15 protein-coding genes are annotated in these 13,721 nt (G+C 63.5%); 10 read left to right on the forward strand and 5 right to left on the reverse strand.

Annotated features, from left to right (window positions below):
* Window positions 1-107 precede the first annotated feature (107 nt).
* Window positions 108-602, reverse strand: coding sequence for an MgtC/SapB family protein (locus KMZ68_RS10930; RefSeq protein ID WP_215615776.1), 495 nt, complete (start codon window positions 600-602; stop codon window positions 108-110).
* A gap of 38 nt (window positions 603-640) precedes the next feature.
* Entirely contained in the window at window positions 641-1,219 is a 579-nt protein-coding gene (locus KMZ68_RS10935; RefSeq protein WP_215615777.1) for a peroxidase-related enzyme, read from the reverse strand.
* Between the two features lie 324 nt (window positions 1,220-1,543).
* On the opposite strand from KMZ68_RS10935, the gene KMZ68_RS10940 reads away from it, so the two are divergent.
* Entirely contained in the window at window positions 1,544-2,116 is a 573-nt protein-coding gene (locus KMZ68_RS10940; RefSeq protein WP_215615778.1) for a GNAT family N-acetyltransferase, read from the forward strand.
* A gap of 134 nt (window positions 2,117-2,250) precedes the next feature.
* Here the strand turns inward: KMZ68_RS10940 and KMZ68_RS10945 are convergent, their stop codons facing one another.
* Window positions 2,251-2,769, reverse strand: a complete 519-nt coding sequence (locus KMZ68_RS10945) for a cupin domain-containing protein (protein ID WP_215615779.1) — start codon at window positions 2,767-2,769, stop codon at window positions 2,251-2,253.
* 87 nt (window positions 2,770-2,856) lie between these two features.
* Between KMZ68_RS10945 and KMZ68_RS10950 the strand changes: the two genes are divergently transcribed.
* Window positions 2,857-3,831 (forward strand): helix-turn-helix transcriptional regulator, encoded by a 975-nt coding sequence (locus KMZ68_RS10950; protein ID WP_215615780.1) that lies wholly within the window; start codon window positions 2,857-2,859, stop codon window positions 3,829-3,831.
* Between the two features lie 386 nt (window positions 3,832-4,217).
* On the opposite strand, the gene KMZ68_RS10955 is transcribed toward KMZ68_RS10950, so the two are convergent.
* Window positions 4,218-5,984 (reverse strand): ATP-binding protein, encoded by a 1,767-nt coding sequence (locus KMZ68_RS10955; protein WP_215615781.1) that lies wholly within the window; start codon window positions 5,982-5,984, stop codon window positions 4,218-4,220.
* 347 nt (window positions 5,985-6,331) lie between these two features.
* Here KMZ68_RS10955 and hemA point away from each other — a divergent pair, with 347 nt between their 5' ends.
* The 3 genes from hemA to KMZ68_RS10970 all read left to right on the forward strand — a co-directional run bounded on the left by hemA (window position 6,332) and on the right by KMZ68_RS10970 (window position 8,877).
* The gene (gene hemA / locus KMZ68_RS10960; RefSeq protein WP_215615782.1) at window positions 6,332-7,561 is read left to right on the forward strand and encodes a 5-aminolevulinate synthase; all 1,230 of its coding nucleotides are present in this window, start codon (window positions 6,332-6,334) and stop codon (window positions 7,559-7,561) included.
* Between the two features lie 229 nt (window positions 7,562-7,790).
* Window positions 7,791-7,991, forward strand: coding sequence for a DUF1858 domain-containing protein (locus KMZ68_RS10965; RefSeq protein WP_215615783.1), 201 nt, complete (start codon window positions 7,791-7,793; stop codon window positions 7,989-7,991).
* Window positions 7,992-8,124: 133 nt separating this feature from the next.
* Entirely contained in the window at window positions 8,125-8,877 is a 753-nt protein-coding gene (locus tag KMZ68_RS10970; protein WP_215615784.1) for a Crp/Fnr family transcriptional regulator, read from the forward strand.
* Window positions 8,878-8,904: 27 nt separating this feature from the next.
* Here the strand turns inward: KMZ68_RS10970 and KMZ68_RS10975 are convergent, their stop codons facing one another.
* A complete protein-coding gene (locus KMZ68_RS10975) occupies window positions 8,905-9,369 on the reverse strand; it encodes a hypothetical protein (protein ID WP_215615785.1) in 465 nt (154 codons plus the stop codon).
* 147 nt (window positions 9,370-9,516) lie between these two features.
* On the opposite strand from KMZ68_RS10975, the gene KMZ68_RS26125 reads away from it, so the two are divergent.
* From KMZ68_RS26125 to KMZ68_RS10995, 5 genes are all read left to right on the forward strand, one after another.
* On the forward strand, window positions 9,517-9,642 hold the full coding sequence (locus KMZ68_RS26125) for a hypothetical protein (RefSeq protein WP_256443702.1): 126 nt from the start codon (window positions 9,517-9,519) through the stop codon (window positions 9,640-9,642).
* A gap of 61 nt (window positions 9,643-9,703) precedes the next feature.
* Entirely contained in the window at window positions 9,704-10,279 is a 576-nt protein-coding gene (locus KMZ68_RS10980; RefSeq protein ID WP_215615786.1) for a hypothetical protein, read from the forward strand.
* Between the two features lie 4 nt (window positions 10,280-10,283).
* A complete protein-coding gene (locus KMZ68_RS10985) occupies window positions 10,284-12,005 on the forward strand; it encodes a cbb3-type cytochrome c oxidase subunit I (protein WP_215615787.1) in 1,722 nt (573 codons plus the stop codon).
* A gap of 30 nt (window positions 12,006-12,035) precedes the next feature.
* Complete coding sequence (gene cyoE / locus KMZ68_RS10990; RefSeq protein ID WP_215615788.1) at window positions 12,036-12,908, forward strand: heme o synthase; 873 nt, start codon at window positions 12,036-12,038, stop codon at window positions 12,906-12,908.
* Window positions 12,909-12,940: 32 nt separating this feature from the next.
* Window positions 12,941-13,708: an SCO family protein gene (locus tag KMZ68_RS10995; RefSeq protein ID WP_215615789.1), complete on the forward strand. Its 768-nt coding sequence runs from the start codon at window positions 12,941-12,943 to the stop codon at window positions 13,706-13,708.
* Window positions 13,709-13,721: the final 13 nt, after the last annotated feature.

The raw sequence follows: 13,721 nt of genomic DNA on the forward strand, positions 1-13,721 counted from the left end.
ACGGCCCGCCGCGCGTCTCACCGAAAATGTTGGCATGGCATGGATGCGGCAATCGACGCCGGCGCGGAACCGGCGGTGGATCGGGCGCGGGTGCTGCCGGATCGCCGTCAGGCCGGCGGCGTATCCGGCGGCGGGGCGGGAGTTTTATGCGATGGCTCGTCCTTGCCGCCGAGCGTGCGATGCAGCCAGCGCTCGAGCCGGCGGCCGACGGTGAGCAACGCCAGCGCAATCACGACGGCGATCGTGACAATCCGCCATTGCCCGACGCCGCAGGCGATGCCGACGCACGCCGCGAGCCAGGTACAGGCGGCGCTGGTCAGCCCGCGAACCCGGAAACGATGCTCGGCGTGGACGATGACGCCGGCGCCGAGAAAACCGATGCCGGTCAGGATGCCCTGGATGATCCTGCTCGAGGCATCGGAGATTCTGCTGCTGTCGCCGGAGGGATCGGCCAGCATCACGACCATGGCGGTGGCAAGACCCACCAGCCCGAGCGTCTTCAGGCCGATCGGCTTGCCCTGAAGATCGCGGTTAAGACCGATCAGGCCGCCGGCGAGCGTGGCGACGCCAAGACGCAGCACGATTTCGGACCAGTCAAGCAAAGCGTTTCACTCCCGTGGATCATGCTCCTGCGCACGTCTTATTTCGGCAGCCGTCCCATCATATAGAACTCATCGTTCGGGCGCATGGCGGTAACGTTCGCCATCCGGTTCGACAGCGCAAAGAACGCCGCAATCGCGGCGATGTCCCAGATGTCGTCGTCGCTGAAGCCATGACCGGCGACCGCGGCAAAATCCGCTTCCGAAACCCTGTTGGCCTCGGTGCTCACCTTCATCGCGAAGTCGAGCATGGCGCGCTGGCGTGGCGTGATATCCGCCTTGCGGTAGTTGACGGCGATCTGATCCGCAATCTGCGGGTTCTTGGCGCGGATGCGCAGGATGGCGCCGTGTGCGATCACGCAATAATGGCACTGGTTGGCGCTCGAGGTCGCCACCACGATCATCTCGCGTTCGGCCTTGGTGAGGCCGCTGTCCTTCTCCATCAGCGCATCGTGATAGGCGAAGAACGCGCGGAATTCGTCGGGCCGATAGGCCAGTGTCAGGAACACGTTCGGCACGAAGCCGGATTTTTCCTGCACCCCGAGGATGCGGGTACGGATATCGTCGGGCAGCTTGTCGATGGCGGGCGTCGGGAAGCGTCTGGCAACGGGCTGGGTCATAAGCAGGTTCCGGCTCACACCGCGAGATGCGGTCGGCCGCAACCATAGTCCATGGCCGCGTCAGCGCAAAGGTGGCTGGGCGGGAGTGAGCTGCTGCCGGTTTGATGGACGCCCCGGTTAAGCTAGTCCCATCTTGCGTTCGAACTCAACAGGGCTGAGATACCTGATCGTCGAATGGCGCCGGGTCGCGTTGTAGAACCGTTTGGCGCGTCGTATCCACGACACGCATCCGGCACGCGCTCGCTGGATGACCAGGCACGGCTACCGTTTGCTGCTCCTGCAGAAACTCCCGCATTGAACGCCAAGCTACCAAGGACCCAGGCAATGTCCCATGAACTGACCTTCCGTCCGGTGACTTCAGAGAACTGGACCGACTTTGAGAAGTTATTCGAGAGCCGTGGCGGACCAAAATCCTGCTGGTGCACCGTTTGGCGAACGGTGCAGAGCTGCCCGAATTCCGAGCGTCCGGCAACGGCCAAGAAACTGGAGATGAAGAAACGCATATCGACGGGAGAGCCGGTAGGACTGCTCGGCTATTTCGGCTCGGAGCCCGTTGCATGGTGTTCCATAGCGCCGCGCGACACCTACCGCGCCGCGATGAGCGATCCAATGCGGGGGGACGAAAAGCACAAAATCTGGTCGATCGTCTGCTTCTTCGTGTCGAGACAGTTCCGAGGACAGGGGCTGTTCCAGAAGTTGATCGCGGCTGCGGAAACGCATGCAGCCGACAACGGAGCGACATTGCTCGAGGGGTATCCTGTCGATCAAGACTCTCCCAGCTACCGGTTTGGCGGCTTCCTGCCGGCATTCGAGCAGGCCGGATACTCACTGGTCGGCCACAAGGGAGCCCGTCGACACGTTGTTCGCAAGGCACTCACTGTAGCTGGAACCAAGTGAGGTCGGTCATTGAGATGAAAAGCGCCCACTACGCAATCACGTCGCCGCGCTCTGACAGATAGTGCTGATCCCCGCGCAACCATCGCCGCTCGACGGCTGGGCCTCCGCCACGAAGATTCTCTGGGGCCAGGTCCTCACAGGCTGTCCCAATAGGGTAAGCTGTCATTCTCTCGCCCGACATACATGAGTTTTCGCGGCTGGCCGTCCGCCGCAGGTGCGAGATCGGCGAGGATGCCGAAGCGGCCACTGTCCGGATATTCGACGACATCGGGTGAGAACATCGAGCTGACCGCCAGAAATCGCAATTCCTCCGTGCCGGTGTTGACGAACTGATGCGCCGTCTCAGGCCCACCGGCGGGACAGGAGATGATGTCCCCTGGGCGGATGACATGGCTTTCACCACCGATCCGAATCTCGCCTGTCCCCGACAGGATAAAGAACATCTCGTCGTTGACGTGGTGATTGTGGAACGGGAAGGCCCGCTTGCCGGGCGGGATGGCGGTCACATTATAGCCGAGCTTGCTCGCGCCGAACTGCCGCGAAACGAATGCGACCTTGGCGTCGATGATTTCCGCCGCCGCGCCGGTCGGGGCATATTGCGGCGGGCGGGGGTGCAGGTCGGCGTCGGCGACGTTGAGGATGGGTCTGGTCATCGGAGCTCTTTCTTTGCTTATGAGCGCCCCAGTCTAGCGATCCATACCTGTCAATTTCTGTCAGGTTGGTTTAGCATAATCGTCATCATGCGAGCGAGCCGGCTCCTGTCCATACTGACGACCCTTCAAGCGCGCGGCCGCGTCACGGCCCAAACGCTCGCCGACGAGTGTGAAGTTTCGCTGCGGACCATCTATCGCGATATCGACGCCCTCAGCGCGGCCGGAATCCCCGTTTACAGTGAACGTGGATCGGAGGGCGGCTACCGGCTTCTCGACGGCTATCGCGTGCGGCTGAACGGCCTCTCGGCCAAGGAGGCCGAGGCGTTGTTTTTGACCGGCCTCTCCGGCCCCGCCGCTGATCTCGGGCTCGGCGCCGTCATGACCGCCGCCCAAACGAAGCTGCTTGCGGCTCTGCCGCAAGACCTGCGGTCGAGCGCGGAACGGATGCGCAGCCGTTTCCATCTTGATGCGCCGGCTTGGTTCTCGGAGGCCGAGCACCCCATCCACCTCATCGCGATCGCCGATGCCGTCTGGCGACAGATCGCGATCAGGATTCGCTACAAGAGCTGGAAGGCCGAAAAGACCCGTCTGGTCGAACCCTTGGGGATCGTGCTCAAGAGCGGGACTTGGTATCTCGTCGGCCAGATCGAAGGACGCGCGCGCACCTATCGCATTGCCCGGATCCTCGAACTTACGGTTCTCGATGAGGCTTTCGAGCGGCCAGACAGGTTCGACCTTTCCGGCTACTGGCGGGAGTCGACCGAGCGGCTCGAAGCGGAGCTACATCCCGTGACGGCGAGGCTGCGCCTCTCTCCGCTCGGCGTCGATCTCTTGGCCGCGTTCAGCCCTGCCTACGTGCGCGACAGGACAAAACTGGAGATTGATGGCGACGCCAAAGGATGGCGTATCGCGACGCTTCCGGTCGGAAAGACGTGGCACGCCATCACAGACCTCTTGCGTCTTGGCGGGGAAGTCGAAGTGCTCGAGCCTCTGGAACTGCGTGACAAAATGGCAAGAGTCGCAGAGGACATAGCGCGGGCTTATCGCGAGCCACGCAACTGATCGATGGGAATTACGGCGACAGTGCACTTAATCCTTCCGCGATAGCGCTCGACGACGGGCAGGGCCATGAGCATTTTCAAATCGCGTGATGATGCAACAGTGCCGCTGATTTGCCCGACGTGTCAAAATATTTTCGCGGGACGTTCAAAGCCTCAGGCGCCCAGCTCTTACTTTGCATGGGGTTGTTTTCGATATTTTGGTTTGGAGGGCGCCGGGTCGGCCTTTCGCCTGTCCCGATCGCGATCGCAGGTGGCCGGTAGGATGGGTTGAGCTCTTGCGAAACCCATCACCTTGCTGCCCGCATGCGGCCGTTCGCGTCACGCGATGGGTATCGCTGCGCTCCACCCGTCCTGCGGCTCTGTCACGAAAATCGCCGCCGCCGGCCCTCAGCGCAGCGGCTTCTTCAAGAGCGAGAACCGGTCGGGATCGTGTCCCATCGACGGCTGCAGCATCGGCGCTTCCACCATGCGCGGTTCCAAAGAGCGGGCGGCGGGGCGTTCGTTGATGGCGGGATCGTTGGGGACGTCGCGATGCGAGGTGGCTCCGCGCCAGCGCTCCAGCACGGCGCCGACGAAATGCATATCGTGGCCGGCGGCGACCGACGGCACCGTCGATATCGTGGCCTCGCTACGCGGCAATTGATGCGCCGGCACTTCCTTGAAGCGCAGGCGCGTCGGCAGCGCCACGCCTTCGCCGAACGCCAGCACTTCGCGGGTGCCGAGCGAGGGCACGAACGACAGCAGGTTGGCCGCGGCGTCGGAGACCGCCGAGCGCAGCAGCGCCTGGTCGCGGTCGTTGGCAAGCCGCATCGTGAACAGCGTATTGCACTGGGAAATGATGGTGGCGTCGAGTTCGGCGGGGCGCTGGGTGACGAGGCCGAGATAGACGCCGTATTTGCGGCCTTCCTTGGCGATCCGCGAGACCGCCTTGCGGGTCGGGCCGAAGCCGATGTTGCGGTCGGCGGAGGCGTAGCGATGCGCCTCTTCGCAGACGAACAACAGCGGCGAGACGCCGTCGCTCCACAGCCCGAAATCGAACGCCATCCGGCACAGCACCGACACCACGGAATCGACGACTTCGGCGGGGAAGCCGGCCAGCTGCATGATGGTCATCGGCCGGCCGTTGGCGGGCAGCCGGAACAGGTGGCTGATGACTTCGGCCATGGTGTCGCCGCCGACATTGGCGTTGTCGAACATGAAGGTGTAGCGCGGATCGTTGCGCACGGTCTCGATGCGCGAGATCAGCTTGTGATAGATGATGCGCGACGAGCGGTTCTCGAGCTTGCCCATGCGTTCGTCGATCAGCGAAATCAGGTCGACCAGGCGATAGGGGACCGGGGTGTCGACGGTGTAGCCGATCGCCTTGGGATCGGCGCGCTTCAGCCCGAGCCGGTCGGTGTTCTGGTACTGGGTGTAGATGCCCTTCGCCATCGGGATGACTTCGGCAAGGATGTCGAGTTCCTCAGGCACCCCGGGCCGGCCGGCGAACAGCACGTCGACGATCTCTTCGAAATTGAACAGCCAGAACGGCAGCTTCAGATTGCGCGGATTGAGAACCAGCGCGCGGTCGCCGAAGCAGCGGCCGTACTCGTTGTGAACGTCGAGCAGGAAAATGCGCAGGTTGGGCCGCGACTTGAGGATTTCGTTCAGCAGCAGCGACACGCCGCTCGATTTGCCGACGCCGGTCGAGCCGAGCACCGCGAAGTGCTTGCTGAGCATTTCCTCGACGTCGACATAGGCGATGACGGAGCGGTCCTGCTGCAGGGTGCCGATATTGATCTGGTCCGACCCGGTCGGGGCGTAGACGGTGCGCAGCTCCTGATTGGTGATGAGTTCGACGGGATCGCCGATGGTCGGATAATTGGTGACGCCGCGCTGGAATTTGGGGCGTTCCGGGCCACCGAGGATTTCGCCGAGCAGGTCGACGCCGGCGATGGCGACGTAATTGTCGCTGGCCGGCAGGCCCTCGCAGGTCACTTCCGTGATCATGGCCACGATGGTGGAATTGGCGCAGCGGATGCTGACGAACTTGCCGACGGTCGCTCGCGCTTCGGAGACGGCCATCTGGCTGGTCGCCAGCAGTCCGACCCGGGCGAGGGATCCGCGCACCGAAATCACTCGTCCGAAGGATGTCACAGTGGTTGAACCTGGCATGTCATGAGGTTGGATCGGACCCCATTATGCGGCCACGGGGCTGGAGAAACGGTTAAATGGGGGAGATGCCCGGTCCTTCAAATCCACCCTACTTTGGTTAGGGCTGCCGCTTGCTGCCCCGCAGCAAACTGGTCCGCATTGGCGGATTTTGCTGGGAAATCGCGGTTTTCGGGGGCTCGCCGACGGGCGTCAGGGGCGCCCCTCGCTTTACCTCTTGTTTACCAAGGCCGGAGGTCACGGTTCGCGGGCGACCCTTGGATTCCGATCCGGTGCCTGATCTCGATCAAGGCGAGCGGCCGGGATCCCGGCTTTAGTATTGGCAGAGGATACCGTGGGGACGAAGCATCATGGACTATAATGTCTTTTTCGATCGGGCCCTGGACCAGCTTCGGGACGAACGCCGCTACCGGGTCTTTGCCGACCTGGAACGGCTGGCGGGCAGATTTCCCCATGCCATCTGGCATTCGCCGGACGGTCCGCGCGACGTCGTGATCTGGTGCTCCAACGATTACCTCGGCATGGCCCAGCATCCGAAAGTGGTCGGCGCGATGGTGGAGACCGCCATGCGGATGGGCACCGGGGCCGGCGGCACCCGCAATATCGCCGGCACCAATCATCCCCTGATCGAGCTGGAGCGCGAGCTCGCCGAGCTGCACGGCAAGCAGGCCGCGCTGGTCTTTACTTCGGGCTACGTTTCGAACGAGACCGGCATCTCGACGCTTGCGAGGCTGTTGCCGAACTGTCTGCTGCTGTCGGATGCGCTCAACCACAACTCGATGATCGAGGGCGTGCGCAAGTCCGGCTCTGAAAAGCAGGTGTGGCGCCACAACGACATCGAACATCTCGAGCAATTGCTGCGGGCGGCGGCCCCGGAGCGGCCGAAACTGATCCTGTGCGAAAGCCTCTACTCGATGGACGGCGACGTCGCGCCGCTGCATCGGATCTGCGATCTCGCAGAGCGCTACGGCGCCTTGACCTATGTCGACGAGGTTCACGCCGTCGGCATGTACGGACCGCATGGCGGCGGCATCGCCGAGCGGGACGGGGCGATGGCGCGCATCGACGTCATCGAAGGCACGCTGGCCAAGGCGTTCGGCTGTCTCGGCGGCTATATCGCGGCCAACGCCAATCTGATCGACGCGGTGCGCTCCTACGCGCCGGGCTTCATCTTCACGACGGCGCTGCCACCGGCGATCTGCGCGGCGGCCACCGCCGCCATCCGGCATCTCAAGACGTCGCAGTCCGAGCGCGATCGCCACCAGGACCGCGCCGCCCGCCTCAAGCTCGTGCTCAATGCCGCGCGGCTTCCGGTGATGCAAAGCGACACCCACATCGTGCCGCTGCATGTCGGCGACCCCGAGAAATGCAAGGCGGCGTGCGACCTGCTGCTGTCGGAATACGGCATCTATATCCAGCCTATCAACTACCCGACGGTGCCCAGAGGCATGGAGCGGCTGCGGATCACGCCGTCACCCTATCACGACGACGCTCTGATCGATCGTCTGGCCGAAGCCCTCACCGATGTCTGGGACCGGCTCGGGCTCGAGTGGGTCGATCAGGTTCTCGCAGCGGAATAATCCGGATCCGGAAAAAGCTGCATTGCGCTCTCCGCTGCGGCCCGTCCGGTTTCGTGGATGACCGATCGCCGCACATTGCGCGGCGCTCCTATTGCAGCGCAAAAAAATGACGGGGATGCCGGATTTTTCCGGCCTAAGCGCCCATGCGCGGACCGGATTCGCCGCGAAAGTTGTGCTTCCACAAAGACCGGGCGGGCCTTCCTGGGCGTAATGCACCGTGGAGGTGCTCATGCCGATTGGCTTCGACGATCTGGTGCACGACGTCATGAACGACTGGCCGGCGACCATCCGGGTCTTTCTCGACTTCAGGATGGGGTGCGTGGGCTGTCCTATCGCGTGCTTCCATACCGTGGACGACGCATGCGGAGAGCATCACGTCGATCGCGACGCCTTCCTGAAGGCGCTGCGCGAAGTTGTCGCATCACAATGAACGGCTGTGCTCCGAAAAACCCGGCCTTTCGCCGGCGCAAATTGATCTAGGTCAATTTGCTTTCTGCATAGGCAGTAGTCTTGCACCGCAGGCAACGAAGCAGGCGGAGGCATCACCACCGAGGAATTGATCCATGACCGCTCCGACGCCAGACGATCTGAAAACCGCTTCACAGACGGCCGTGCTCTGCGGTCTCAACCCGCGGACGGTCCAGGCCCTTCTTGCGCCCGCCACTGTCGTCGAGCTCGAGCCCGGCGACGCCCTGTTCCGGCAAGGCGAGCCGGCTGCGGCGTTCTTCATCGTCATCGAGGGATGGATCAAGCTGTACCGGATCACGCCCGCCGGCGACGAGGCGGTTCTTCACGTTCTCACCAAGGGCGAGAGTTTCGCCGAGGCGGTCGCCTTCGCAGGGGGCCGTTATCCCGCCACAGCTTCCGCCGCCACCGATTCCCGCGTTGTCCTGATACCGGCGCATCATGTGATGTGCTGCATTCGCGAGATACCGGATATCGCGATCGCGATGATTGCGTCGACCTCACAGCATCTCCATCAACTGGTTCAGCGCGTCGAGCAGCTTTCCGCGCAAAGCGGTTTGCAGCGCGTAGCGGAATTCCTCGCCGCATTGTGCCCGAACATCAACGGCTCCTGCCGGATTTCGCTGCCTTACGACAAATCCCTGATTGCCGGGCGGCTCGGGCTCAAGCCGGAATCGCTGTCGCGGGTGTTCGCGAAGCTTCGTCTGGTCGGTGTCGACGTTCGTGCCTCCGATGTCGTGGTCAGCGAAGTCGCCCTGCTCAGGAGCCTGATCGCCAGCGATCGAATCAAGGCCCGCAGCGGGATGAATGGCGGAAGGCATCAGCTCGGCGAGGGCCGGGCTCAGCACTGATGGTCGCGAAGGCTGCAGCCGTTCTTCCTAGTGCAGCAATGATTTGATCCTCGGCAACACGCTGGCGCGCCACTCGGTCGCGCCGAAGCGCTGCTCCACGATTCTGTGGTCGGCGACCACCAGCCACAGCGGCACGCCGTCGCTGCGCCGCAGCCCGTTGCGGTAGTTGCGCAGGTCATCCGGCCAGTGTTCGTCCTTCAGGACGTCGTGGAGATGCGGCGACTTGACCTCCCGGTAGGTAATGCGCGGGAATTCCGCGGATGCCAGGAACGCGGCGCCGTCGCCGTTCTGCCAGGCGCGACAGGGCGCGCAATCCTCGGCGCCGACATACAGCAGCATGATGTCTGCGTCGCGCGCGGGCTTGCCGGCATGAACGGCCCACGCCGTCACCGCGACCGCCGCGACGGCAACGACGATGCCGGCGCCGAACGTCGTTCGGCGAAAGATCGCCGAACGGCGTGCCCGTTGAACGAGGAGCCGAATTCCAGACATGTCGAATTATTTCTGTTGCCGGTCTCGTCATCCTTGACCGCGGTCAAGGATGCGACGGGTGCGCGCCAGATAGATTTGAATTGTTCACCGGAAGGTCCAAGGGGTCCCGCCATGCCGCCTATCGAACAGCCTCCGAGCTTAGAGCACATGCCGATGATGCAGCGCATTCTCGACAATCCGTTCCTGCTGCTGTTCCTCGGGGTGACGCTTCCGACGGTGCTCTATCTGATCTGGGGCGTGATGGAAATCGCCTCGGTCCCGCTGGCGAAATGAAGGCTGCAAACTGCAACCACCCGCGCTGAGGCGCGTATCCTTTTGAGAAGGGGAGATCGACATGGCCGTCACACCGCCCGAACAACGAATTTGGTGGAACGAGCCTATCGAGAGGGTCGAACTGGTCTGGATCGTGATCGCCTTCCTCTGGGGCCTGTTCATGTTCGGCTTCATGATCGCCTGGCATTTCATCGGCCAGCAAAACCTCAGCAAGGAAGCCTACCGCATCGCGCCGTCGGCCTATGAGGCGAAGGTCGACGAGTTCGCCAAGAAATTCACGGTGCGCGAGGAGCAGGGCATCCCGGTGGTCAAGCCGAAGCCGGGAACCGATGTCTATCTGCTCGGCCGGCTGTGGCAATGGTGGCCGATTCTCGAGCTGGAGAAGGGCGTCAGCTACCGGATCCATCTTTCATCGATCGACTGGCAGCATGGCTTCTCGCTGCAGCCCGTCAACATCAACATTTCGGTTCACCCGGGCTACGAGCACGTGATTTCGCTGACGCCGACCCAGAGCGGCGAGTTCGGCATCATCTGCAATGAGTTTTGCGGGATCGGCCATCACACCATGACCGGAAAGATTTACGTCACGGAACAGAAGCGAGCCGAGGCCGAACAGCGCCTCGCCGGGGGGAGGTAGGCTCATGACCGCAGAAACCGTCATCGGTGCCGTGCCTGCGCAGGCAGAGTTCCGCACCTGCCAATATACCGGCCTCAAGGTCGACACCGCGGCGCAGGCGCTGATCAAGGCCAATGCCGTGGCCGCGGTGGTGTTTCTCGCCATCGGCGGGCTGATGGGCCTGCTGGTCGCGCTGACGCGCTGGCCGGCGGTGCATTTGCTTCCGGCCGACTGGTTCTACCTGATCCTGACCGGGCACGGCGCCAACGTGCTCTTGTTCTGGATCATCTTCTTCGAAATGGCCGTGCTCTATTTCGCCTCCGCGATCCTGCTCAATTCGCGGCTGGCGGCGCCGAAGCTCGCCTGGGTCGGTTTTGTCATGATGGTCGTCGGCGCGATCGCGACCAATGTCGCGGTGCTGCAGGGCGATTCCAGCGTGATGTTCACCTCCTATCCGCCGATGAAGGCCCAGCCGCATTTCTATCTCGGCCTGATCCTGTTCGCGGTCGGCGCCCTGATCGGCTGCGCGATCTTCTTCGCGACGCTGGCGATCGCCAAGGAGGAAAAGACCTATGAGGGCTCTATACCGCTGGTGACCTTCGGCGCGCTGACCGCCGCGATCATCGCGGTGTTCACGATCGCCTCGGGCGCCATCATCCTGATCCCGACCTGGCTGTGGTCGCTCGGCCTGATCAACGACATCGACCCCCTGATGTACAAGGTGGTGTGGTGGGCGATGGGCCATTCCTCGCAGCAGATCAACGTCTCGGCGCATGTCTCGCTCTGGTACCTGACCGCAGCGCTCCTGGTCGGCGCCAAGCCGCTGAGCGAGAAGGTGAGCCGTACCGCCTTCTTCATGTACATCCTGTTCCTGCAGCTCGCCTCGGCGCACCATCTCTTGGCCGACCCTGCGCTGGATGCGAGCTGGAAGATCGTCAACACCAGCTACATGATGTATCTGGCCGTGCTCGGCTCGATGGTTCACGGCCTGACTGTGCCGGGAGCGATCGAATCGGCGCAGCGCAAGAACGGCTATAACCGCGGCGTGTTCGAGTGGCTGCGCAAGTCGCCCTGGGGTCATCCGGCCTGGGCCGGAATGTTCCTGTCGCTGGTGTTCTTCGGCTTCATCGGCGGTATCTCCGGCGTCGTGCTCGGCACCGAGCAGCTCAACGTGCTGATGCACAACACCATCTACGTGCCGGGCCACTTCCACGGCACCGTGGTGGCGGGGACCACGCTCGCCTTCATGGGCGCGACCTATCTCGTGCTGCCGCTGGTGTTCGAGCGCGAAATCCTGTTTCCCAAGCTCGCCAAGATCCAGCCCTATCTGTTCGGGATCGGCGCCGCCGGCATCTCGCTGTTCATGATGGGGGCGGGCACGCTCGGGGTCCCGCGCCGGCATTGGGACATCACCTTCAGCGACGCCAACCTGTCGTTCGCTCACTCGGCCGGCGCGTTCCTGATGATGGGTCTCAACGGCATCTTCGCGATCATCGCGGCGATCGGCGGGATCCTCTTCATCCTGGTCGTCGTCGGCACGGTGTTCTTCGGCGAGAAGATCAAGGCCGGTCACAAGCTGACCTTCCCGCTGCACTCCGGCGGCGGCGCCGCAGTCTCGCACTACGGCAGCGAGAAGGCGCCGAAGCTTCCGGGCACGATCATCCTGGTCATGATCTTCTTCGTCTGCTTCGTCCTCTACTACTTCATCAACTGGAAATATCTGTCGGAACTCTGGCTGTTCCGCTGATTACCGTTGGATCCCTACGGAGGAAACCTCATGCGCGCCGCAGTCGGACTGACGATTTCGCTCCTGAAACTCAGGATCGGCGTCGCGATTGCGGCGAGCGCGCTGGCCGGCATCGCGGTCGCGAGCGGACCGGCGCTGGCATGGTGGCAGATCACCGGCCTCGCACTGGCGATCCTCGGCGCCTCCGGCGCGGCCGGCGCCTTCAACCATTATTACGAGCGCGACGTCGACCGGCTGATGCGGCGCACCCGCGCGCGGCCGTTTGCCAGCGGAACCTTCAAGCCGAGCCCGTGGTGGCTGGTCGGATTTCTCGGGCTACTGGCGGCGTCGCTCGGGCTCGCCTCGGTCAGTGCCGGCAACGTCGCGGCGGCCTATGTCTTCCTCGGCGCCTTCACCTACGGCATCGTCTATACCGTCTGGCTGAAGCGTCGCAGTACCTGGAATATCGTAGTCGGCGGCCTGGCCGGAAGTTTCGCGGTGCTCGCCGGTGCCGCGGCGGTCGATCCGTCGCCGCAGGTGATCCCGACCGTGCTGGCGGTTGCGCTGTTTCTGTGGACGCCGCCGCACTTCTGGAGCCTTGCGGCCGCCAAGGGCCAGGACTACGCCAAGGCCGGCATCCCGATGTTGCCGGTGGTGGTTCCCGCCTATGCCTGGACATTGGCGATCCTCGTCCATTCGGTGGCGCTGGCTGCCGTCTCGCTGGTGCCGCTGTGGTTCGGCGAGGGGCTGCTCTACGGGCTCGGCGCCGGACTTGGCGGCGGCTATTTCGTCTGGAAGAGCGTGAAGCTGTATCGCGTTCCTTCCAAGGAGAATGCGATGGCGAACTTCTTCGCGTCGCTGGTACAACTGGCGCTACTGATCGCCGGCGCGCTGCTCGCGAGCGCCGTCAGGCATTGGTTATGACCAGGGGTCGCGTTGCGGCATGCGCGGCTGTCATGCTCGCTCATTTGTTCATTGCGCCGGTTTCCGCAGAGGCCGCGTCGCCCCAGCTCGATCCCGCGGCAACGGTCGCCAAGGGAACGCAGGCGCTTGGACGAGCCATCGGCAACTATACCCTTGTCGACATGAAGGGCGCGCCACTGGCGCTGCGCGACTACCGCGGCAAGCCGCTGGTGATCAGCCTGGTCTACACCGCCTGCAGTTCGGTCTGCCCGCCGACCACCCAGCATGTCATCGACGCCGTGAACGAGGCCGGGCGGATGATCGGCCTGGACCGCTTCAACGTGCTCACGGTCGGTTTTGACGCGCGCAATGATACGCCGGCGCGGCTGACCCAGTTCGCGTCGACCCAGGGCATCCGGTCGCTGAACTGGCGGGTAGCCAGCGCCGATCCCGCGACCATCGAGGCGCTGCTGGGCGACCTCGGCTTCAGCTACCGCGCCGTGGCCGGCGGATTCGATCATCTGACGCAGACCACGATCGTCGACCGCGAGGGCCGGATATACCGCCACGTCTATGGCGAGGAGTTTCCGCTGCAGATGTTCATGGAGCCGCTCAAGGACGTCGTCTACGGCACCACGACATCGTTCACTTTCCGCGGCATCGTGGACCGCATCAAGTTCATCTGCACCGCTTACGACCCCGGCGCCGGCCGCTACCGTATCGATTTCGGGCTGGTGTTCGGCGGCGTGATTGCGGCATTCTCTCTCCTCGTCATGGGCGGCCTCATTCTGCGGGAATGGTTTCGCTCGGCGCACGCATGAACGGCCGGGGCCG

The organism is Bradyrhizobium sediminis (assembly GCF_018736105.1).
Classification (GTDB): Bacteria; Pseudomonadota; Alphaproteobacteria; order Rhizobiales; family Xanthobacteraceae; genus Bradyrhizobium.

Coding starts and splice junctions, on each gene's coding strand:
- KMZ68_RS10935 (WP_215615777.1), bottom strand. CDS start 1,219: ATGACCCAGCCCGTTGCCAGACGCTTCCCGACGCCCGCCATCGACAAG.
- KMZ68_RS10940 (WP_215615778.1), top strand. CDS start 1,544: ATGTCCCATGAACTGACCTTCCGTCCGGTGACTTCAGAGAACTGGACC.
- KMZ68_RS10945 (WP_215615779.1), bottom strand. CDS start 2,769: ATGACCAGACCCATCCTCAACGTCGCCGACGCCGACCTGCACCCCCGC.
- KMZ68_RS10950 (WP_215615780.1), top strand. CDS start 2,857: ATGCGAGCGAGCCGGCTCCTGTCCATACTGACGACCCTTCAAGCGCGC.
- KMZ68_RS10955 (WP_215615781.1), bottom strand. CDS start 5,984: ATGCCAGGTTCAACCACTGTGACATCCTTCGGACGAGTGATTTCGGTG.
- hemA (WP_215615782.1), top strand. CDS start 6,332: ATGGACTATAATGTCTTTTTCGATCGGGCCCTGGACCAGCTTCGGGAC.
- KMZ68_RS10965 (WP_215615783.1), top strand. CDS start 7,791: ATGCCGATTGGCTTCGACGATCTGGTGCACGACGTCATGAACGACTGG.
- KMZ68_RS10970 (WP_215615784.1), top strand. CDS start 8,125: ATGACCGCTCCGACGCCAGACGATCTGAAAACCGCTTCACAGACGGCC.
- KMZ68_RS10975 (WP_215615785.1), bottom strand. CDS start 9,369: ATGTCTGGAATTCGGCTCCTCGTTCAACGGGCACGCCGTTCGGCGATC.
- KMZ68_RS26125 (WP_256443702.1), top strand. CDS start 9,517: ATGCCGATGATGCAGCGCATTCTCGACAATCCGTTCCTGCTGCTGTTC.
- KMZ68_RS10980 (WP_215615786.1), top strand. CDS start 9,704: ATGGCCGTCACACCGCCCGAACAACGAATTTGGTGGAACGAGCCTATC.
- KMZ68_RS10985 (WP_215615787.1), top strand. CDS start 10,284: ATGACCGCAGAAACCGTCATCGGTGCCGTGCCTGCGCAGGCAGAGTTC.
- cyoE (WP_215615788.1), top strand. CDS start 12,036: ATGCGCGCCGCAGTCGGACTGACGATTTCGCTCCTGAAACTCAGGATC.
- KMZ68_RS10995 (WP_215615789.1), top strand. CDS start 12,941: ATGCTCGCTCATTTGTTCATTGCGCCGGTTTCCGCAGAGGCCGCGTCG.